This window comes from Ignavibacteria bacterium, from assembly GCA_036262055.1.
Lineage (GTDB): Bacteria > Bacteroidota > Ignavibacteria > Tepidaquicellales > Tepidaquicellaceae > DATAJP01.
In genome coordinates this window covers 676623-696195 of the sequence record DATAJP010000002.1, presented here as the reverse complement: position 1 = coordinate 696195, position 19573 = coordinate 676623, and the positions used below count along the sequence as shown (strand labels likewise).

The window sequence follows — 19573 nt, the reverse complement described above, 5'->3', positions numbered from 1 at the left end:
TAACAATGGAATTAGTGTGGTATTAAGTATTGTTTTTTTAAGTAGTTAAATCCGTTGTTGGTCAGATTTTGACCTTTTGTGAATTGTTTTTTGCTTCCTGAACCGTGGGGTATTTTCCAACTCTGACACGGTAATAAATCCCTTTTGCTCCAAGATTTGCTTCAACTACACTGACATTTTGAACTCCCGCTTTTTTAAGAGCGTTGGCTTTACCTTCTGCGATAGCTTTGTCTTTATATGAGCCGGTCTGGATGTAAACTCCGTCCGTGGTTCTTATGTAAACTACATTGTTTGCAGGGTCGTTTATTTGTTCCTCTTCACCGGGATTCAATTTTCTGTATTGTGAGTCTTCCTGAGTTGAAGTGGTTTGATTATTTTGCGTAGGTGGTGTTTGTGGCTGTGATGAAGTTTTTACAGTATCTTTTCTGTTTGTTGTATCTTTTGATTGCTGATTTTGTTTTGAAGAATCTGTTATGGCAGGAATAACCTGCTGTTCTTTTTTAACTGAATCTACAAGAACAGGCACGGATTTCGGTTTGAATAAATCTGATGACAACAGGAAATATATTCCAGCAAATACAGCGATGACAATTCCGATTAAAATCATTATTGATAACGAAAATATTTTGCTACCTTCTTTTTGTTCGTCTGTAACGTCTCGTTTAGGGTATGGCATTTGTTCGTGCGGAGTGGGATGAACAGTTTTCATTCCATGTCCACCTTCTTTATCCTCAAAAATATCGTTGTAATCTTTAAAGAAATCAAACTTCACATCCTCATCATCGCCATTTTTAAATAAAACCTGTTCATCTTTCTTTGCTTCAAGCCCTTCGAATGGTTTTACACTCTGAATTTCTTCGTGAAGCTGTTTTATCTCCTCAGGTATTAAAATATCAGACCCTTCAAATGAAAAATCTTCTTCTTGCTTATTTTTTTCAGCTTCGGCTTTGATTTCTTCTTCTATGACTTCTTCAGATTCTTCTTCCTGCGGAAGCTCTGCTTCTGGAATGCCCGACTCGGAGACACTGTCTTTAAATAAATTTTTGAAGTCAAAATCAGGGATTTTTATATCGTCATCCGGTGTCTGTGCTTTTAGCTTTTCTTCTGTTGCTTTGTTAATGTCTTCAATTTTCTTTATTGTATCGCTGTCTATATCATTAAAATCATCTTCATCGAGCTTTGCAAAATCTTCAGAGATTTTGCTTTCGATTTCTTTTAGGATTTCATCGCGCTCATCAAAAAGTTTTTCTTTCTCTTCAAACATATCCCTGAAAGATTGCTCTTCGCTTTTCGGCTCCTCAATCCTTGTTTCATCTTTTATTTCTTCAGATGTGTCTTGCTGGGTTATTAAATCTTCTTCAAGAACATTCGATTCTTCAGGAGTTCTTATTTCGGGTTCTTTTGATTCTATTTCAGAAACATCTTCAGTTAATGCCGGTTGAACCTCCTCTTGAATCTCTTCTTGAATCTCATCTTCCGCTACAGGTTCGGGAGATACAATATCCCCGAAAGTTTCCTTAATCTTGTTGTTTAACTCTTCTCTTATTCTTTCAAAGTCGAGTATTTCTTTTTCACTCGGAATGTAGCCATGTATTTCGGTGGTCTCTGTTTCAATTGTTGCTTCGGGTTCTTTAATATCTTCAATCGGCTCTTTAAGCTCAACGACCAGCGGTTCTTCTGGCTCTTCCCTGTCAATGAAACTAAAATCAGGAAGCGCTTCTTTGTGGGTTTCGATTATTTCTTGTTTTTCAATTACATTCCTGGCTTCAATTTCGTCAATCGTACCCGAAAGTATTTTATCGGAGATAGTTTCTTCGGTTGGTTCGGTTTTGGCTAATCTATATCTTTCGGAATCAAAGAAAGATTTTCTGCGGTCATCAGCAAGTTTATCAATTTTTTTCTCAGTTGATTCTTCTTTAGATTCTTCCCTGAAAATCTCTTTAAACTTTTCTTTTGTCTCTTCTTTAGCTTTATCTTTTTCTGTAAGTTTTCCTTCGACAACGCTGACGCGTGATTGTATAAATTCTTTCTCCTCAATTTCATCGATTACTTCCTCGTAATCTTCCATATCCACGTCAGGATAATCTTCTTCTTTGAAGTTAGTTATGAAAGCAACTGTAACCGGTTCGAGATTATTGAATGAGTCGTTTACGTCATAAGAAAATTTCTTAACGGGGGAAAACGAAACGGTCTGAAGAATTTTTCCGCTCTCGCCTTTTTTATAATTTACATCAAACTTCCCAAATTCGCTTATGTTTATGTGTTTCCCTTTGATGAGAGAGTTTCTGAGAATGGAAAAAATATTATTGACAATTTCAGCGGCATCAATCCGTGCAACGTCGAACTCATCCATTATTTTATTTATAATGTCTTCTTTCTTCATTGCTGGTTAGGACTCTTTCTTTATTTCTTCAACCATTTTTTCTTCGGGGAAAAATTTAACCTTATCTCTCGGCGGTAAAAGCTCTTCAGTCTTCTTCTTTTTATTAACGCGGCGCATCATCGGTTTGTGAATCTTCTCGAATTTTCCAAAGTCTTCTATTTCAACGGCATTGCCGTTAATAACGTCTTCCTTTACAAGCTCAAAAACCCTGTCTATGATTTTAGAAGAAATCTGACGGTTTAAACGAACCTTGAAAATAATTTTATTAAGTAAAGAATTTTTATTCATTAATATAAATGTAGAGACGCAATATTTTGCGTCTTAATAAAAGATATATTTAATTTCTGAAATTAATCTTTCGAGATACTCTTTGTCGGTTTCATCAAACGAAGCAAACTTATAGCTGTCTATGTCAAGAACTCCGCTGACCATTCCATCGAGCATTATCGGAACAACTATTTCCGAATTCGAACCTGCATCACAGGCAATATGTCCCGGAAACTCATGCACGTCATCCACAATTAAAGTTTTTTGCTGTTTTATGGATTCCCAGCATACGCCTTTTCGTTCTTTAAGCCGTGTGCAGGCTGTTTTTCCCTGAAACGGTCCGAGCACAAGCTCATCCTGATGTTCTTCGTCTATAAAATAAAAACCAACCCATGAAAATATTTCAAATGATTGCTTTAATGCTGCTGTGATGTTTGCTAAATTGGCAACTAAACTTGTTTCGTCCGAAATGAGCGAGACAATCTGGGGGATTAATGATTCGTATTTTTCTTTTTTAGACTGGTCAAAATCTACTGTAACGGTTTTCGCCAACTTGAAGCCAATTTATCAAAATTAAGAGAATATTTCCTTATTTGAAATGGTTTTTTTGTTCTTTTGTCTTTATAAATTAGCCCCAAAGACGCTAAGACGCAAAGGTGTTTTTACTTCTCTCTTTTAACTCTCCCGCTTTCACGTTTACATAAGTATATTCATTACTAATTACTTATCGATTGTGTATTTTTGTTAATGCCAAAATCTGAAAACCGACTCATTCTTGCTCTTGCTATTCCGGCGGTTCTTCAGACTGTCGTAAAATCTTCATTTACATTATCCGATGCATACTGGGTTGGAAAACTCGGGAGTGTGCCCCTCGCTGCGATTTCGGTAGCCACCTTTCTTGTCTGGGGAATGATGTCTGTCGGCGAAATGATTGCAACAGGAACAAACGCGCTCGTTGCGCAGTCAACCGGCGCAAAAAACAATGCGCTCTCGGCAAAAATTTCCATAATAAACATTGTTAATGCTTTTTTCTATTCTGTCATACTCGGTAATCTCGTTGTACCGTTGACTCCATATTTATACGACCTCATACATCTTGATGCCGAGCAGCGTTATTTTGCCGATGAATATTTTCATACTATTCTTTACGGATTCCCTGCATTTATATTGCTCTCGACTTTGAGTGCTGCGTTCCGCGGGTATGGAGACACAAAAACTCCTTTTTATCTTTTGATGTTTGCAGCAATATTAAATTTTGTTTTAAATCCCGTATTTATTTTTGGAATTAAAATCGGAGATGAACTAATTCTGAATTATGGAATCAAAGGTTCGGCTCTTGTAAGTATTTTATCATATTTTCTTGCATTCTTAATCGGGTTTTATATTCTGCTGAAACGAAAGCTCGCAGATAAAATTTTAAGCTATACATTCGATACAAAAATAATTTCCGATACGTTTAAAATCGGATTTCCGCTCGGACTTAACGGAGTGGCATTTTCAATGATATATGTTTTCGTAGCAAGTTTTGTTGCTGAATATGGAAGCACGGGACTTGCTGCGCTTGGAATCGGACACCGTTCAGAGTCGCTTGCATATCAGACAACTGTAGGTTTTGCGCTTGCTGCGACGATTATGGTCGGGCAGAGCATCGGCGCGGGTCTTCCCCAAAAAGCAGAACACTATACATGGAAGATTTTAAAACTATCGGGTGCGTTTATTGTTGCTTATTCAATTTTTCTGTTTATTTTCAGCGCGGATATTGCCGCAATATTTTCTCAGGATGCAGGGGTAATTCAAGCAGCATCGGACTACAACAAGCTCGCCGCGCTTGTTTTGATTTTCACTGCTGCCGATGTAATCTTAAGCGGTGCATTTTCAGGCGCAGGTGATACAATGCCTCCTGCAGTTATAAGTTTTACTTTTAATATAATCCGTATTCCTTTATGCTTCTTATTGTCTCCTATCTGGGGATTAACCGGCGTATGGATTGCAATATCTTTTTCTGCTTTACTGAAAGGTGTTGCCATAACAATCTGGTTCAAGCTCGGCAAATGGAAAACAAGAGGAGTGAGGATTTCATAAACATAAAAATGTAAGTACGACAGGCATTCCTGCCTGTCGGGACAGACAAGAATGTCTGTCCTACCCGGTTTTTAGCTTAACATGAAAAAATATTTACAGTAATTTTATAAATGCCTTTAGAAATCACAAAAGAACTTTTACGCAGAATTGAAATTGTCGGGATGGTTCTCGACAAGCCGGGATATTATACTGAAAATGATTTCTGCGAGCATTTCGGTTACAGCGTGCAGAACCTGCGTCTCGATATGCAAATCCTGCGTGAGAAAGGTGTTGATATTCACTCAACAAAAAAAGTTTTCGTCATCGACCGAAAGCTCGATTTGCAAACATTGAATAACCTCATAAGCTCTTACATTGCCGTTAATGACAATTATACAATACGCAATCTTAAGCCGATACAAAAAGTCTTTAAGGATGAAACTCTTATTACGTTCATAAAAATTGTTAAGTCTATAAATTCGCGAAGCATAATCGAAATGGAATACGGACATGATAAATACAATCAGCCGGTCAAGCGTCTCATTACTCCAATCGGACTCAATAATCTTGGAAAAACCTTCCACCTCATTGCACTTGAAAACGATGACATTAATAATCTCAAATTTTTTCTTCTTGAGAAAATTATCTCGATAAAATTCACAAATAAAAAATCCGCATTGAAAGAGCTTCCCAATCTCAGTGAAGTTTATAAATACTCATGGGGGAGCTATTTCGGGGGCGAAGCCGTTGAAGTAAAGCTTTTATTCGATAAAAAAACCGGTGAGTCACTTAAAGATAAAATTTTTGTCGAGGAACAGGAAATCGAAGAAACCTCTGACGGATATGTTTTGAAAATGAAGGTTAAACTATCGTATGAATTTATCTCGTGGGTTATGGGCTGGGGCGGAAGTGTGAAGATAGTCTCTCCAAAAATATTAAAAGACGAAGTTGTGAAACGGGCGAAAGAAATAGTGAAGAGTTATAGTTAATTAATATAATATAGCCTATTTTCTTAACAATTAATTAGCGCACGGTAGAGACGCAATATTTTGCGTCTCCTTTTTTAATGTTAAAATTTAAGAACAAATACAGAATACCTACATCCAGATTAAAAGGCTGGGACTATGGTTCTTCAGGATTATATTTCATTACAATCTGTACAAAAAATAAAGTACCTTATTTTGGAAATATACAATTCGATGAGGCAAAAGACACAGCGTCTATACAAAAAACAAAATTGGGATTAATTGCAGAAAATTTTTGGACAGAAATTCCAAAACATTTTGCATTTGTCAAATTAGATGAATTCATAATAATGCCAAACCATATTCATGGTATTATATTCATGGACAAAGAACCTCAAGTTCAATGGTTTGAAAATAAATTTGGTCCCCAATCAAGCAACTTAGCATCAATTATTCGTAGTTATAAAGCTGCTGTAAAAAAATATTCAACTCTTAACAAGATAAAATTTGAATGGCAAGAAAGATATTATGATCATATTATTAAATCAGATATGGAATTGGAAAATATAAGGAAATATATAAGTGAAAATATTTTAAAATGGACTTTAGATGAAAATTATATAAAAAATGAATGAGACGCAAAATATTGCGTCTCTACTATATGGTTTATCAATTTAATACCCAAAACAAAAAACCCGCTCTTCGCGGGTTTTTTATTTAAGACTATCACTTAAAATTGAACTCTTACTGCATGCTTGGGTCGATTTCGCAGGTGATTTTTAAAATCTTTTCGTTCTCAGGATCATTTGAGTAAACCACCAAAGTTTTCTCCTGATGTCCTTCTCTTCCCTGTGTGTTGAAGGTTACCTGAATCTGTCCCTCTTCACCTTTTGCATATTCTTTTTTGTCACCTACTGTTGCTCCGGTGCATCCGCAGGAAGTCTGAACTTTGTCAATCACAAGAGTTGCGTTACCGTTGTTTTTAAACTTGAAGTTATATTGAATCTGCGGTCCTTGTGGAACTTTACCAAAATTATGTTCGGTTTCATTGAACTGAAGCTTTGGACCTTTTCCTTCAGTAGATGCGGTCAAAGTAGAATTTGAAAATACAAAAAACATCAATGCGATTATGCCAAGCATTCCGGCAGTAAAATAAGAAATTTTTGCGATTTTTGTGTTTATGAAGTTACTCATTTTTAATTACCTCCGTTGTTAATATTTCCCTCCGGCATAGCCGTGGCGGTGTTTTGTGAGGAAACCGTTTTTGTAGTTTCCCTACCTGAAAAAATAAATATAATGATTATAGCAATCAACATAAAAATATCCTGCACAATCCGCCAAATTATGTCTGATGGTGTAGATGCAGCGCTTGTGGAAAAGCACCCACAATTGATTTCAAGCCCCCTTGCATATGCCTGTGCTAGCCCGATTATGAAGAAAAAAAGCAATGTGCCAATAATAGCAGCATTTGCTTTAGTCCACTTTCCAAAAATCAGCAATAAACCCGAAATTGCCTCAATATACGGCAGAATTATTGCTATTAAATTCACAGACCATATCGGGAAAAGATGATATCCTTTTACAATAGATGCAAATGCTTTCGGGTCTGTGATTTTGGGTATGGCAGCATAAATAAACAAGCCGCCGATTATCAACCTTAAAATAAAAAGAACAGTTTTGTTTTGGAAGAATTCTTTCAATATTATTATTATAAATTATAAGTTTATTTTTCTACAGGATAACCTGCGGTTTCCCATTCTTTATAACCGCCTCGGTAAATATTCAAGCTTGTATATCCAAGTCTTGCAATCTCATAAGCCAAATCAATGCTGATTTCACATTCTCCTCCGCTGCAATATACAACTATTATATCGTCCTTTCCGATATTTGAAAGAAAATGTCTTTTATCTTCTGTGCTGATTTTCATAAACTCTTCATAAGGAATGCTTATTGCACCTTTTATTTTCCCCGCATCATATTCGTGTTTCGGTCGTCCGTCTATGAACAAAGCTCCTTTTTCATGAAGCAATTTTGCAAAATCCATTTTAATATTTTGTGGTTTTACTATACCGGTCTTTGGGTCATAGTTCGGATTCTGCATTATGTTTTGAGTTTTTATCTGACCCTGTTCATACTGTTGTTTAAGCTTGTCACTGTTTTCTTCCGAATACATGCTTTCATCAATAACCAAAGGCAATCCTCCCGGACGGACAAAGTTTATAGCAAGTCCGACTACAATGCAAATTCCGAGAATGAATAAAATTTGTTTTCCCATATAATTAAAATTAATATTTTATTTTTACTCCTGTTGCCTGAATACCCGAAGCGCATGTATTATAGGCATTAATCAATTCTGCATACTTCGATATAACGTCATTCTTGAGTCTTTTAAATGCGTAATCTTCCGACCCGTTATAATTTGCAAACAATTGCGTTGAGCTTATAAAAGATTCAAATGCTAAATCGAAAATACTTTCAAAATCACTTTTTGCAACCGATTCGTTTTCACATAAACTCAACATTCCGGCTTTATAGTTTATATATTTTCTCTTTAGTGCTTCAAGCTGACCTTTCAAAGATTCTTTTTTATAGCCAGGTTGTTGGCCCTTCACAATTTCAAATACGATAGCAGCTTCATTTAAAAAAGAATTGTATCCTGCTACAATTGCTTCAAACTTTTTCTGATTCGGAATTCTTAGTTTAACCGGAACGTATAAATCAATTAAACGTCCAAACCCTTTCGCTTGTTTGTTAAACTCTTCAAACGCTTTCCCAACTTTATCGTTTAACTTGTCCGCACGTAAAATATCTTCTTTATATTCTGAATTTTTATAATACGTATATGCAGTATTAAGAGTATAAAGATAAGATTTTGTCTCGTGCAATAAATTTGAAAGCCCGTTCTTAAAATTCGTCTCCATTAGGGTGTCGTCAGGTCTAAATTCGTCTGAATTATTTTCTTTTTCTAATGTTTCAATTTTGTGTTTTAATATCTGGTCTGACGTTATGTCATGCACACTAATAACCGGGTCGTTTGCAAGTTCTGTTGGTGTAGGAATTATTCTGAAATACTCATTTTCCGCAAACTCAACATCAGCATATAAAGAATTATAATAAGAAATATAACGGTTATAAAATTGTAAATCACTTAATGAAAATATTACCTGTCCATCAGGTCCGCTTACAGGCTTCATTTCATAATCTGCCTGCTGTTCTTCACCCGAATTTTTTCCTGCTTCTCTTTTTTTAAGTTCAGTAATCTTTTCTTTCAGCTTTCCGCACGATATGGTAAAGAGCAAAACTAAAATCGAAAGGACAAAACCAAAAGATTTAGTTCTCATCAAAAAGCCCTTTTTGAGGAGATTTTCGGTTCTTTTTTATTCCTAAATGTTTATAAGCCAAGTCCGTAGCTTCACGACCTTTTGGGGTTCTCTTTATAAAACCCTCAACAATAAGAAAAGGTTCATAAACATCTTCGATTGTTCCGGGGTCTTCCCCGACCGAAGCCGCAACATTTGAAAGTCCCACAGGTCCGCCATTGTGCTTCAAAATAATAGTTTCAAGAATTCGTTTATCTATTTTATCCAAACCGTATTCATCAACGCCTAAAGATTCCAGCGCATATCGTGCAATGTCTTCAGTGATTGTTCCATCGCCTTTAACGATAGCAAAATCGCGTGTGCGCCTTAATAAACGATTTGCAATTCTTGGTGTTGCCCGGCTTCGCTGTGCAATTTCTCTGCAGCCCGCTTCATCTATTTTTAAATTCAAAATTCTTGCGGAACGTTTTACGATATCTGATAAATTATCCGTGCTGTAATAATCAAGATGTGCTGTGATTCCGAATCTGTCAAGCATTGGAGATGAAAGTAATCCCTGTCTCGTTGTTGCTCCGATTAACGTAAATCTCTCAAGCTTTATCGGTATGCTTCTCGCTGCAGGTCCCTGGTCAATCATTATGTCCAGCTTGTAATCCTCCATCGCAGAATACAAAAACTCTTCAACAATTTTCGGTATGCGGTGAATTTCATCTATGAATAAAATTTCGTTCTCACGAAGCTTCGTAAGCATTCCTGCAAGATCACCCGGTTTTTCTATGACAGGTCCCGACGTTGAAACAAGATTTACCCCGAGCTCATGTGCAATTATCAGCGCAAGAGTAGTCTTGCCAAGTCCCGGAGGTCCCGTGAATAAAACATGGTCAAGCGATTCGCCAAGCTTCTTCGAGCTTTGAATAAAAATTTTGAGATTATCTTTAACTTTCTGCTGTCCGATGAAATCATTAAATGACGACGGACGGACTTTGCTTACAAAATCCTTGTCCTCCGGAATAAGCTCAGTTGTATTTAATGCGCCTTTTCTGCTCAAACGGTTGAGAGTAAAATTTATTAATCACTTATGTATAAAAATAATATTAATTTATTTGTATTAATATGGAAAATAAAGATACAAACCAACCATCAGGTCTTGTTCATGAAGTTCAAATGGTGGTGATTGCCCGGAAAATCAAGGTTCTGGGAATTGCCATAATGATAGGGATTTTTGCAATTTATCTGCTTGGCGTTTTTGTTTCCACGTCTAACATAAACAAAGACCTGGCGGCATTGAATCTTGCTTCGCTTCTATTTTGTTCTGTAATGTGCATAAGCTCTGTTTATGTCCGCAAAGCATTGCTGAAAAAAGTTACTATGCAGAATTTCCAGACAAAATATTTTACAGCTCATATTGTAGCATTTGCAATGTGCGATGCCGGAGGATTGTTTTGCATAACCACAAACTTGTTCGTAAATCAAAACGTAATTTATGCAAGCTTCGGAACGTTGATTACTTTATTATATCTGTATATTAATTTCCCGAAACAGGAAGATGCGCAAAACGTTTTCTTAAACTAAAAACAAGTCCCATAGCAAAACTGAAATCGAAAACTGGTCTTTTATTTCTCCGTTTTTAATCATCTTGGCAATTTCTTCTTTGGTAAACCAACCTCTGTTTGTAATTTCATTTGTGTCAAGCTCATCTGATACCTGCTTAACATTTGTTGCGCTGAAACAGTGGAGCAGTTGATTGCTTGAACCAATCGAAGGATGAACAATGCCTAACTTTTTAATATTCCCTTTCCTTACCTCACAGCCCGCTTCTTCTTTTAACTCTTTTATGATAATATCATCAGGTTCAAATCCTTTATCGACTACACCGGCAGGAATTTCCCAGCTATATAAATCCGTTAAATATCTATAATTCTGCACCAATACAATTTTTCCCTGTTCATCTTTTGCGCAAACGCCTGCACCTTCAAAATGATAATGCACACCTTCAAACTGGATTTGCGTTCCATCAGGAAGTTTAATGTCATCCACACGCATTGATATCCATTTGCCGTCAAATACAGGTTTGGAATTTAAAATTTCCCAGAGTGGTTTTTTCATTTAATTTATAAAAAATTTGACACAGAGTTCACAGAGGCAAGAAAAAACTTCCCCCTTTGGAGGGGGGAAGGGGGAGGAAAAATTTATTCGCTTACGTTGTTCGCGTCTTTTGTTTTCGTTTTATTGCTTGATTCCGTTCCATCATTTGTCAGCACTATTCCTGTTGCTTTAATCTCATAAACTTTTTGTGGTCCGACAATGTTAGAAACATCTTTTTTGTTTTTTGCATCTTCATTAAAATGCTTAGCCATTTTTTCTGAAATTTCTTTTATAGCAAAAACACCATTGACGGTGGCAGTCTGATTAAAGCTGTCTTTTGGAAGAACAAAGTTATGGTCTGTTTTAACTCTGATTTCTTTGTCACCTTCCATAAAAGTAATCCAGCAACCTGCTTTCTGACAGACGTCAACAATTGAAGCTGTTACAACCACTTCCTGACCGTTATATGTTTCAGGGTTAGCAAATAATTCTGTTAGCGTTACGGTTTGAACACCCTCGGGAAACTCTTTGCCGTAAAGTTGTCCCTCTCCGCTTGCATCCTGTGCAGAAACCGAAGCAGTAATGAACAAAGAAAAAATAAGTAAAAATAATTTTAATGATTTCATTTTTTTGTTAAGTTAATTTATTATGATAAAATTTTTATTTGTAAGCAGCAAAATCAAGAAAAGCATCCATTGCAAATAAATTAGATACATCTTTGATTGCATTATAAGCGCCGGACTTTCCCGGCAGCTTATATGAAACTTTTACTCTTTCCGCCTTTTCAAATCCTGCGAGTCTCAATGTTTCTTTCAATATATCACTCGTAAAAAAACTTCTATGGTAAAGCGGATGATTGCCGCCTTTCCATTTTGACTTTGAAAGCCTGAACTTCAAGCTGTTCCAGTTAGGGACTTCAAGGAATAAAATCCCGTCATCATTTAACAAAGAGCGTATTTTTTTTAACTCATCAACAGGATTCCAAAAATGCTCAAGAACATGCCACAGAGTTATAACATCAAACTTCTTTTTTTCATTTATTAAATCCTCGACTTTTTTGTTCGATACATTCAACCCGAATTGCTTGCTTGCAAATTCAAGCGCTTTATTTGATACATCGATTCCATAACATTCATAACCGGAATCAGAAGCAGTTTTCATAAATAATCCGCTTCCGCAGCCGACATCAAGAAGTTTTCCTCCTGATTTATACTTCTTCAAGTAAGGAATTCTCTGCTCATTGATTGCAAAAATTTCTGCAAGGTGCGGAAACTTTGAATGAGCATTATAATCACTTCTCAAGTATTGAATATCATAATATTCCTCATAAATCTCGGATTCATCGGGCGGATTGAGCAAATAAATCAAAGAACATTTTTTACATTTAACAACTTTAAATTCTTTTTCCGTCAGCTCGATAGAATATTCATTGCTACCGCAATTTGGACATATCCGCATTAAACAATTTAAAAAATTGAAATTTCGTTTTAAATCCATTAATTTGAACTATTCAAAACTAATCTCATAAAGCGGCATATTTGGAAGAAAAACGTACCAAAAACATTGAATTTACGGATAAATTAAAGATTTCACGCATCGAGGCGCTTAGTGACGGCGTTTTTGCAATTGCTATGACGCTCATGGTTTTGAGTCTCAAATTTCCCGACCAGTTTCCTTCGAATCCGACACATCAAGAGCTTATTAACGGACTTCTTGAGTCTTTACCGGCGCTTGAAAAATATTTTATCAGTTTTTTGGTTCTTGGAATTTATTGGATGCGGCATCAGGCACAGTTTACTTTCATTCAATTTGCAACACGCGGACTTTTATATATCAATATAATTTTTCTTTTATTTGTCGCTTTGATTCCCGCTACAACAGCTTTTTTAATGACTTATAATTCTAATCAGATACCGCTTCAGCTGTACTTAATAAATAATCTTCTTATAAGTTTGGTTCTTATCTGGCATTGGCATTATATAACAAAAATAAATCCCAACCTTATCGTAAAAGAACTTACGCCTGATTTAATCAGAAAAGGTTTTTATATGAATCTTGTGGCTTGCCTTTTATTTGTTGTTTCGATAATTATTTCATTCTGGAATTTAAGAATGAGTATTTCGGTTCTTTATATAATGCCGATTTTATTCCCATTCTATCGTTTTGTAGAAAAAAAACGAATGAAAGAAAATTATAAAAATTTGCATACATAACCTTAAAAATATTAAAACTACTTTTTAATGACTTCCGAAGAAATCGAAAATATAATTAAGAACCGCAGAACGACTAAACCTGCAAAGATGAACGGTAAAAAAATCCCTGATGAAATAATAAAAAATCTTTTATCAATGGCAGACTGGGCACCGACGCATGGACACACTGAACCCTGGTATTTAACTGTCATAAGCGGTGAAAATGTCGTAAAGTTTTGCCGGTTGCATGCTGAGATGTATAAAACTTACACACCGGCTGAAAATTTTAAAGAAGCGAGTTATGAAAAGATTTATAATAATGGAAATATGGTTTCCCACATGATTGCAATAGGTATGAAGCGCGGAAGCAAACCAAACATCCCCGAAATTGAAGAAATCGAAGCAACTGCCTGCGCCGTTCAGAATATCTGGCTCACCGCAACTGCTTATGGTCTTGCTGTTTATTGGGGTTCAGGCGGGATGACGTACAAACCGCAGATGAAAGAATATTTCGGACTTGATGAGAATGATATATTTTTAGGGTTTTTATATCTTGGTTACTCCGATGAAAAATTTGAAGGAAAAAGAATTAAACCTGCCGGAGAAAAATTCAGATGGCTGGATAAAGTTTGACAAAGTTTGAATTAAGTGTATAAGAAAGTTTTCTTCATATCGTTCTTAACTGCCCTTCTTATTATTGCTCTTCACTATTTTGAAAACTCGTTTTTCATGGGTGAAATTTCTACAAAGACTTATATAACTATAATCGGAATTATTTTTTTGGGAATAGGCGCTTTAGTTGGGATAAAGCTTGCCCGGCGAAAAACAGTTGTAAAAACTGAAATTCAATATATAGAGAAAGAGCCAGCCATCAATATTGCTGAAAATGATATCCTGACTGACCGCGAAAATGAAATCCTCGTTTGCATTATAAAGGGCTATTCAAATAAAGAAATCGCAGATAAGCTCTTTGTTTCCGAAAACACCGTCAAAAAACATCTTAATAATATATACAGCAAGCTCGGCGTCAGCCGCAGAACCCAGGCAATTTCAAAAGCAAAGGAACTGGGAATAACCGCTTAATAAAATCCCCTCTATGAGAGGGGTGGCTCCGATGAAATCGGAGACGGCGTGTGTTTCAATATTTATGAATTTTCATAAAATTCTTAAAATTATACCAAAGTATTACAAAAAATTATACTAAAGTGTGATGCGCAAGGGCAGTCTGATATGCTATTTTTGTATAGTTTAAAATTTAAATTATAAAATATGAAAAAAGCAGCTTTAACATTCGGTTTAATCGGAGGCGTATTAGTTATCATTTATTCTGCAATTCTTTTTATGACTTTTGGGGATTTCGGAAACATGCCTTTAGATAAGCTCGGTATTCTCGAAGTAATGGGCTATCTCAATTATCTGATACTGATACTTGCAATCTTTTTCGCAATGAGAGCTCAGAAAAAAGAGTGGAGTGAATCCGGACAATCGATGAAGTATATGAGCATTGTAAAAGTGGGACTTATGGTCTCATTTATTGTTGCATTGTTTGTGGGAATCGGAGAGTTCATTTATATATCCATAAATCCTGAGTTTTTCAATCAGTATGGTGATTTGATGGTAAGGAAACTTGAAGCCGGCGGAGCCTCCGCACAGGAAATTACCGACCTCAGGCAGTCAATGGAAGATTTTAAATGGATGCAAAACCCGATAGGCAGCGGTGTATTTTATTTCTTCGAATCATTTGTGATAGGCGCAGTAATTGCATTCATTTTCGGAATATTTCTGAGACCGAAGAATAAAGTTAGTATGGCTCAGGCATAATTATTATAATTAAAAATTTAAAGATATGAAAAAAACAGCTTTGACTTTTGGATTGATTGCAAGTGCAATCATAATTTTTTACTCTTTCATTTTTTATTTGATATTTGGAGATGTTAATACGATGACACCTGGAAAAATGACAGTAATGGAAGTCTTCGGATACCTCCGCATTATAACTCTTATAATTGCAATATTCTTCGCAATGAAATCACTCAGGAAAGACCCTAATAATTCAACTTATATGTCTGTAGTCAAAACAGGACTTATGGTAGCATTAATAGTCTCCGTATTTATCGGAATAGGAGAAACTGTTTATACTGCTTTGAACCCCGGCTTATATGATAAATACGGAGAAATGGAAATTCAAAGTTTACAAGAAAAAGGAGTATCGCCCGAAGGAATTGCCGAAGAGCGTAAAATGAGGGAAGATTTAAGATGGATGGCAAATCCTGTGATGGCGGGAATATTTTGTTTCTTAGGAATATTCGTTATAGGGGTAATTGTTGCGTTAATTCTGGGAATATTTCTAAAGGCAAATACTGTTGCTCAGGCACGAATATAATATCTCTTTTTAGCGTTTTTACCGGATAGTTTTTGGTTTTAAATTCATTTTGTTTATTTTTACTAAACTAAACCAAAACATATGATGCAATTTTTCATGGGCTTAAATTATTTGGCAATCATCGTTTCAGGTATTGCATTCTTTTTTCTCGGTTTCCTCTGGTACTCACAGCTGTTCGGAAAAATGTGGGCAGCAGAATTAGAGAAGTTAGGTTTGAAATTCAACGAACCAGGCAAAGGCGAGATGGTCAAAAAAATGCTTATATCTCTTTTTGCAAATACTTTAATTGCTCTTGCATTGGCTGTCATTATAAAATATCTGAACCTGCAAACGCTTAGCGGTGCATTTCATTTAGCGCTTCTTGCGGGAGTCGGAATTTCAGCCGCAACCATAATGATAAATTATAACTGGGAAGGAAAATCTTTAAAATCATTTTTAATTGATTTTTCTCATATGTTCGTTGGTATATTTATCTGCAGCATAATCCTGATAAACTGGAAATAAGTAAAAATAGCAGATTTTTAACAAATTCAATCTATTAACCCTCATTTCAGACATTGAAATTACGGGTGAAAATGCGTAATTTGTTGTTTATTTAAATTTTATAGTATGCCATTAAGACATAAATCAGCTCAGAAAAGAGCAAGACAGACGGTAAAAAGAACCGAGAGAAACAAGAAGTATAAAGCTTTATTAAAGAGAGCTGTAAAAAATGTAGTTGATGCAAAAGATAAAGCAAAAGGTTCGGATGAGCTGAAGAAAACTACAAAGCTGCTCGACAGAGCTGCTGCAAAAGGCATCATTCATAAAAACAAAGCTGCCAACACAAAATCAAAGCTTACCAAGAAAGTTAACAAGCTCGGATAAGATTTTTTATTTGCTTCAAAGGCGAAAAGACACAAAGTTTATTTCAATAAAACTAATGTTTCAAAAGAGACATTAGTTTTTTTATTTCTGCTAGTTATTTTTTGTTCACGTGGGCTATCACATCCATCTCCACTAACACATCTTTCGGCAATCTTGAAACTTCCACAGTTGAGCGTGCAGGAAGTGACGTTCCGAAAAATTCATTATAAACTCCGTTCATCTTAGCGAAGTTATTCATATCGGTAAGATAAACCGTAACCTTGACTGCGTTCTCAAGTGATGAATCATGGTCTTCAAGCAGGCTTGATAAGTTTTGTAAAACTTTTCTTGTCTGTATTTCAATGTCGGGACCCAGCACTTTCCCTTCAGCATCCATTGCTATCTGCCCTGATGTATAAATAAGGTCGCTGTATTTTATTGCCTGGGAATAAGGTCCAATTGCAGGCGCTATTTTTTTAGATACAAGTTTTGTTTTCATTTATGTCGCGTCACATTTTTCTAAGATTCTGTCGAGGTCATCGTTTGAATAATACTCGATAACAATTTCACCCGAGTCTTTCGATTTCTGATTTATTTTAACCCGTGTTCCAAAGAATTTCCTAAGCTTGTCTTCAAGACGCTCAGTCGAAGGATTCCATAACGGGCTTATGACTGCTCGTTTTTTCTTTTCACGCAGGTTTCCTTTTGTCATTTCTTCCAGCTTTCTCACAGGAACTTTTTCTATAACAACTTTTTTCCATAGCTCAAGCTGGTGTTCTTTATTCTCAACCCTCAATAAAATTCTTGCGTGAGCTTCCGAGATTTCATTTTTTCTGAGGGATACTTTTATTTCAGACGGAAGCTTCTGAAGACGCAGAATGTTTGCAACCGTGCTTCTCTGTTTTGAAACTTTCTCCGCAAGCTGCTCCTGCGTCAAGCCGTAGCTGTCCATTAATGTTTGATATGCATTTGAAAGCTCTATTGCATTTAAGTCAGCTCTTTGAATATTTTCGATTATTGCCATCACGGTCATTTCAAGCGCGCTGATGTCCTCTTTGGTAAGAAGATTCGCCTTAATTGTTCTCTCTCCCAAAAGCTTGCACGCCCTGAGTCGCCTCTCACCGGCAACAAGAATATATCTGTCTTTATTTTCAACCGAAGTTTTAACTGTAATCGGATTCAGAAGCCCGTAGTTTTTAATCGATTCTTTGAGCTCGTTAATTTCAGAATCGGTAAATTCTTCTCTCGGCTGATATGGGTTTAAATCAATTTTTTCAATCTCGATTTCAAGTGAATCTTTTTTACTTGCATTTTCAATTGCGCTCACGTCAACATTCTTCTCTCCGAAAATTGCCGAGAGCCCTTTCCCTAACCTGTCGTTTTTGGTATCCATAATTTTGTTATTTGTTTAACACAAAATCACAAAAACACAAAGTTTAATTATAATTTTTTTTTTTGCTTTAGTGTTTATGTGTTTAAAAAAAATTATCCTTCCTGTTGTTCTTGCTGCTCTTCTACAGCAGGATTTTCTTCTTTAATGTATGAAGATAAACCGTTTTTAATTAAAAATTCTTTTGCAAGCGACATATAATTTTTTGCCCCGACCGATTCCGCATCATATTTAATAAGCGGTTTGCCGAAGCTTGGTGCTTCACCAATTTTTACGTTTCTTGCAATCTTAGCTCTGAAAACTTTATCATCAAAATATTTTCTTAGCTCTGCTTCAACCTGATTTGCAAGACGCAAGCGGGAATCAAACATCGTAAGCAAATATCCCTCGATGCTTAACTCCGGATTAAAAGTGTTTTTAACATTCTTAATTGTATTCAATAATTGAGACAATCCCTCAAGCGCATAATACTCGCATTGAACAGGAATCAAAATTGAATTTGCCGCAGTCAAAGCATTGAGCGTAATCAACCCAAGAGACGGCGGACAATCGATGATTATAAAATCATATTTCTTATCAGCAGAAGCGTTTGCAATAAAAGATTGCAGTTTATTTTTCAAAACTCTTTCACGCGAGATAATTTCCACAAGCTCAAGCTCTGCCGCAACAAGGTTTATGCTCGATGAAATGATATCGAGATTTTCAATTTGTGTGTTCTTAATCGAGTTTTCGATTGACTGGTTTGAAATCAGAACTTCATAAATCGTCTTGCCGTCATCTTTTGCTTCAATACCTAAACCCGTGGTCGCATTTGCCTGCGGGTCGGCATCGATTAACAAAACCTTTATGCCTAAGCTTGCAACAGATGCAGAAAGATTTATTGCGGTTGTGGTTTTTCCGACTCCGCCTTTCTGATTTGATATGGAAATTATTTTTGTCATTAAATTTGCTTGGCCGTTAAACTTCAAAAGAATCTTCAGGATTCATAACAATACATTTTTTTCCAATCGCTTCGATTTTTCTTTTGAAATTCTGTGCATCCTGTTTTATTACATCAAATGTATTATAATGTATTGGTATGATGGTGTTTGCATTAATAAACTCAGCAGCTTTTACCGCTTCATCAGGTCCCATTGTAAAATTATCTCCAATCGGCAGAAAAGCATAGTCAATTTTATTTAATTCACCAATCAACTTCATATCATAAAACAAAGCAGTGTCTCCTGCGTGATAAATAGTTTTACCGTCAATGTTAACAATCGCGCCTGCCGGCTCGCCCGCATAGCTTCCATCGGGCAATGAAGATGAATGATGAGCAAGAGTAAGTTTTATTGTTCCGAATGAAAATTCATAGCATCCACCCAGGTTCATTGCGTGAGTTTTCCTGTGCATCCTGTCACAATAATATGCAATCTCGGCAGTAGCAATTATTGTTGCATCATTTTCACCCGAGATTTCTATTGTATCACCAAAATGGTCTGCGTGCCCGTGTGTGAGAATTATATAATTACATTCAATATCTTTTGCCTTAACCTTTGCTGCAGGGTTTCCTGTAATAAACGGATCAATTATTATGGAATCTTTGCCTGAATTTATCTGAATACATGAATGACCGTGATACGTGATTTTCATCCTGCTGCTTTTGAAACAAAATACCCTATTTTCGAATTTAATTAAATGA

The 19573-nt window shown here is 35.9% G+C and carries 26 protein-coding genes; 11 read left to right on the top strand and 15 right to left on the bottom strand.

Annotated features, from left to right (window positions below):
- Positions 1-61 precede the first annotated feature (61 nt).
- The 3 genes from VHP32_04975 to VHP32_04965 are packed head-to-tail and all read right to left on the bottom strand — an operon-like array spanning position 62 to position 3202.
- Positions 62-2383 carry an HU family DNA-binding protein gene (locus VHP32_04975; GenBank protein HEX2787239.1) on the bottom strand — a complete coding sequence of 774 codons (2322 nt, stop codon included), beginning with the start codon at positions 2381-2383 and terminating at the stop codon, positions 62-64.
- 6 nt (positions 2384-2389) lie between these two features.
- Complete coding sequence (locus VHP32_04970; GenBank protein HEX2787238.1) at positions 2390-2671, bottom strand: HU family DNA-binding protein; 282 nt, start codon at positions 2669-2671, stop codon at positions 2390-2392.
- 33 nt (positions 2672-2704) lie between these two features.
- Positions 2705-3202 (bottom strand): GAF domain-containing protein, encoded by a 498-nt coding sequence (locus VHP32_04965; GenBank protein HEX2787237.1) that lies wholly within the window; start codon positions 3200-3202, stop codon positions 2705-2707.
- Between the two features lie 195 nt (positions 3203-3397).
- Between VHP32_04965 and VHP32_04960 the strand changes: the two genes are divergently transcribed.
- The 3 genes from VHP32_04960 to VHP32_04950 all read left to right on the top strand — a co-directional run bounded on the left by VHP32_04960 (position 3398) and on the right by VHP32_04950 (position 6311).
- Positions 3398-4732, top strand: a complete 1335-nt coding sequence (locus VHP32_04960) for an MATE family efflux transporter (GenBank protein ID HEX2787236.1) — start codon at positions 3398-3400, stop codon at positions 4730-4732.
- Between the two features lie 110 nt (positions 4733-4842).
- A complete protein-coding gene (locus tag VHP32_04955; GenBank protein HEX2787235.1) occupies positions 4843-5700 on the top strand; it encodes a WYL domain-containing transcriptional regulator in 858 nt (285 codons plus the stop codon).
- A 77-nt stretch (positions 5701-5777) separates the two neighbouring features.
- A complete protein-coding gene (locus VHP32_04950; protein ID HEX2787234.1) occupies positions 5778-6311 on the top strand; it encodes a transposase in 534 nt (177 codons plus the stop codon).
- Between the two features lie 109 nt (positions 6312-6420).
- Here VHP32_04950 and VHP32_04945 read toward each other — a convergent pair whose 3' ends face one another.
- From VHP32_04945 to ruvB, 5 genes are read right to left on the bottom strand one after another with little or no spacing between them, the layout of a single operon-like run.
- The gene (locus VHP32_04945; GenBank protein ID HEX2787233.1) at positions 6421-6870 is read right to left on the bottom strand and encodes a DUF1573 domain-containing protein; all 450 of its coding nucleotides are present in this window, start codon (positions 6868-6870) and stop codon (positions 6421-6423) included.
- Positions 6871-6872: 2 nt separating this feature from the next.
- Positions 6873-7376 (bottom strand): MauE/DoxX family redox-associated membrane protein, encoded by a 504-nt coding sequence (locus VHP32_04940; protein HEX2787232.1) that lies wholly within the window; start codon positions 7374-7376, stop codon positions 6873-6875.
- A gap of 23 nt (positions 7377-7399) precedes the next feature.
- Positions 7400-7951 carry a rhodanese-like domain-containing protein gene (locus tag VHP32_04935; GenBank protein HEX2787231.1) on the bottom strand — a complete coding sequence of 184 codons (552 nt, stop codon included), beginning with the start codon at positions 7949-7951 and terminating at the stop codon, positions 7400-7402.
- Between the two features lie 10 nt (positions 7952-7961).
- On the bottom strand, positions 7962-9017 hold the full coding sequence (locus VHP32_04930) for a hypothetical protein (protein HEX2787230.1): 1056 nt from the start codon (positions 9015-9017) through the stop codon (positions 7962-7964).
- Positions 9007-10044, bottom strand: a complete 1038-nt coding sequence (ruvB, locus tag VHP32_04925) for a Holliday junction branch migration DNA helicase RuvB (protein ID HEX2787229.1) — start codon at positions 10042-10044, stop codon at positions 9007-9009. The genes VHP32_04930 and ruvB overlap by 11 nt, the downstream gene beginning before the upstream one ends.
- Positions 10045-10109: 65 nt before the next feature.
- Between ruvB and VHP32_04920 the strand changes: the two genes are divergently transcribed.
- Positions 10110-10568 carry a hypothetical protein gene (locus tag VHP32_04920; GenBank protein ID HEX2787228.1) on the top strand — a complete coding sequence of 153 codons (459 nt, stop codon included), beginning with the start codon at positions 10110-10112 and terminating at the stop codon, positions 10566-10568.
- Here VHP32_04920 and VHP32_04915 read toward each other — a convergent pair.
- The 3 genes from VHP32_04915 to VHP32_04905 form a co-directional block, all read right to left on the bottom strand.
- Complete coding sequence (locus VHP32_04915) at positions 10560-11102, bottom strand: NUDIX hydrolase (protein HEX2787227.1); 543 nt, start codon at positions 11100-11102, stop codon at positions 10560-10562. The two genes, VHP32_04920 and VHP32_04915, sit on opposite strands and share 9 nt — an antisense overlap.
- A gap of 83 nt (positions 11103-11185) precedes the next feature.
- Positions 11186-11707, bottom strand: a complete 522-nt coding sequence (locus tag VHP32_04910; GenBank protein HEX2787226.1) for a DUF4920 domain-containing protein — start codon at positions 11705-11707, stop codon at positions 11186-11188.
- Positions 11708-11741: 34 nt separating this feature from the next.
- Positions 11742-12539 (bottom strand): class I SAM-dependent methyltransferase, encoded by a 798-nt coding sequence (locus VHP32_04905; protein ID HEX2787225.1) that lies wholly within the window; start codon positions 12537-12539, stop codon positions 11742-11744.
- An 80-nt stretch (positions 12540-12619) separates the two neighbouring features.
- On the opposite strand from VHP32_04905, the gene VHP32_04900 reads away from it, so the two are divergent.
- The 7 genes from VHP32_04900 (at position 12620) to rpsT (ending at position 16523) form a co-directional block, all read left to right on the top strand.
- On the top strand, positions 12620-13294 hold the full coding sequence (locus VHP32_04900) for a TMEM175 family protein (protein ID HEX2787224.1): 675 nt from the start codon (positions 12620-12622) through the stop codon (positions 13292-13294).
- A 27-nt stretch (positions 13295-13321) separates the two neighbouring features.
- Positions 13322-13906 (top strand): nitroreductase, encoded by a 585-nt coding sequence (locus tag VHP32_04895; protein HEX2787223.1) that lies wholly within the window; start codon positions 13322-13324, stop codon positions 13904-13906.
- Between the two features lie 15 nt (positions 13907-13921).
- Complete coding sequence (locus tag VHP32_04890) at positions 13922-14356, top strand: response regulator transcription factor (protein ID HEX2787222.1); 435 nt, start codon at positions 13922-13924, stop codon at positions 14354-14356.
- A gap of 186 nt (positions 14357-14542) precedes the next feature.
- Positions 14543-15094 (top strand): DUF4199 domain-containing protein, encoded by a 552-nt coding sequence (locus VHP32_04885; protein HEX2787221.1) that lies wholly within the window; start codon positions 14543-14545, stop codon positions 15092-15094.
- Between the two features lie 25 nt (positions 15095-15119).
- A complete protein-coding gene (locus VHP32_04880; GenBank protein ID HEX2787220.1) occupies positions 15120-15656 on the top strand; it encodes a DUF4199 domain-containing protein in 537 nt (178 codons plus the stop codon).
- A gap of 81 nt (positions 15657-15737) precedes the next feature.
- A complete protein-coding gene (locus VHP32_04875) occupies positions 15738-16160 on the top strand; it encodes a DUF1761 domain-containing protein (GenBank protein HEX2787219.1) in 423 nt (140 codons plus the stop codon).
- Positions 16161-16265: 105 nt separating this feature from the next.
- Positions 16266-16523 carry a 30S ribosomal protein S20 gene (rpsT, locus tag VHP32_04870; protein ID HEX2787218.1) on the top strand — a complete coding sequence of 86 codons (258 nt, stop codon included), beginning with the start codon at positions 16266-16268 and terminating at the stop codon, positions 16521-16523.
- A 94-nt stretch (positions 16524-16617) separates the two neighbouring features.
- Here rpsT and VHP32_04865 read toward each other — a convergent pair whose 3' ends face one another.
- The 4 genes from VHP32_04865 to VHP32_04850 form a co-directional block, all read right to left on the bottom strand.
- A complete protein-coding gene (locus tag VHP32_04865) occupies positions 16618-17001 on the bottom strand; it encodes a Rid family detoxifying hydrolase (protein ID HEX2787217.1) in 384 nt (127 codons plus the stop codon).
- On the bottom strand, positions 17002-17895 hold the full coding sequence (locus VHP32_04860; GenBank protein ID HEX2787216.1) for a ParB/RepB/Spo0J family partition protein: 894 nt from the start codon (positions 17893-17895) through the stop codon (positions 17002-17004).
- Positions 17896-17987: 92 nt separating this feature from the next.
- Positions 17988-18833 carry an AAA family ATPase gene (locus VHP32_04855; protein ID HEX2787215.1) on the bottom strand — a complete coding sequence of 282 codons (846 nt, stop codon included), beginning with the start codon at positions 18831-18833 and terminating at the stop codon, positions 17988-17990.
- 16 nt (positions 18834-18849) lie between these two features.
- Complete coding sequence (locus VHP32_04850) at positions 18850-19524, bottom strand: metal-dependent hydrolase (protein HEX2787214.1); 675 nt, start codon at positions 19522-19524, stop codon at positions 18850-18852.
- Positions 19525-19573 lie beyond the last annotated feature (49 nt).

Excerpts from the sequence above, each read along its gene's own strand:
- VHP32_04930 (HEX2787230.1), bottom strand. The coding sequence starts at position 9,017 with ATGAGAACTAAATCTTTTGGTTTTGTCCTTTCGATTTTAGTTTTGCTC.
- VHP32_04975 (HEX2787239.1), bottom strand. The coding sequence starts at position 2,383 with ATGAAGAAAGAAGACATTATAAATAAAATAATGGATGAGTTCGACGTT.
- VHP32_04850 (HEX2787214.1), bottom strand. The coding sequence starts at position 19,524 with ATGAAAATCACGTATCACGGTCATTCATGTATTCAGATAAATTCAGGC.
- VHP32_04885 (HEX2787221.1), top strand. The coding sequence starts at position 14,543 with ATGAAAAAAGCAGCTTTAACATTCGGTTTAATCGGAGGCGTATTAGTT.
- VHP32_04920 (HEX2787228.1), top strand. The coding sequence starts at position 10,110 with ATGGAAAATAAAGATACAAACCAACCATCAGGTCTTGTTCATGAAGTT.
- VHP32_04865 (HEX2787217.1), bottom strand. The coding sequence starts at position 17,001 with ATGAAAACAAAACTTGTATCTAAAAAAATAGCGCCTGCAATTGGACCT.
- VHP32_04945 (HEX2787233.1), bottom strand. The coding sequence starts at position 6,870 with ATGAGTAACTTCATAAACACAAAAATCGCAAAAATTTCTTATTTTACT.
- VHP32_04955 (HEX2787235.1), top strand. The coding sequence starts at position 4,843 with ATGCCTTTAGAAATCACAAAAGAACTTTTACGCAGAATTGAAATTGTC.
- VHP32_04905 (HEX2787225.1), bottom strand. The coding sequence starts at position 12,539 with ATGCGGATATGTCCAAATTGCGGTAGCAATGAATATTCTATCGAGCTG.
- VHP32_04910 (HEX2787226.1), bottom strand. The coding sequence starts at position 11,707 with ATGAAATCATTAAAATTATTTTTACTTATTTTTTCTTTGTTCATTACT.
- VHP32_04950 (HEX2787234.1), top strand. The coding sequence starts at position 5,778 with ATGTTAAAATTTAAGAACAAATACAGAATACCTACATCCAGATTAAAA.
- VHP32_04895 (HEX2787223.1), top strand. The coding sequence starts at position 13,322 with ATGACTTCCGAAGAAATCGAAAATATAATTAAGAACCGCAGAACGACT.
- VHP32_04915 (HEX2787227.1), bottom strand. The coding sequence starts at position 11,102 with ATGAAAAAACCACTCTGGGAAATTTTAAATTCCAAACCTGTATTTGAC.
- VHP32_04860 (HEX2787216.1), bottom strand. The coding sequence starts at position 17,895 with ATGGATACCAAAAACGACAGGTTAGGGAAAGGGCTCTCGGCAATTTTC.
- VHP32_04875 (HEX2787219.1), top strand. The coding sequence starts at position 15,738 with ATGATGCAATTTTTCATGGGCTTAAATTATTTGGCAATCATCGTTTCA.
- VHP32_04935 (HEX2787231.1), bottom strand. The coding sequence starts at position 7,951 with ATGGGAAAACAAATTTTATTCATTCTCGGAATTTGCATTGTAGTCGGA.
- VHP32_04960 (HEX2787236.1), top strand. The coding sequence starts at position 3,398 with ATGCCAAAATCTGAAAACCGACTCATTCTTGCTCTTGCTATTCCGGCG.
- VHP32_04880 (HEX2787220.1), top strand. The coding sequence starts at position 15,120 with ATGAAAAAAACAGCTTTGACTTTTGGATTGATTGCAAGTGCAATCATA.
- VHP32_04970 (HEX2787238.1), bottom strand. The coding sequence starts at position 2,671 with ATGAATAAAAATTCTTTACTTAATAAAATTATTTTCAAGGTTCGTTTA.
- VHP32_04855 (HEX2787215.1), bottom strand. The coding sequence starts at position 18,833 with ATGACAAAAATAATTTCCATATCAAATCAGAAAGGCGGAGTCGGAAAA.
- rpsT (HEX2787218.1), top strand. The coding sequence starts at position 16,266 with ATGCCATTAAGACATAAATCAGCTCAGAAAAGAGCAAGACAGACGGTA.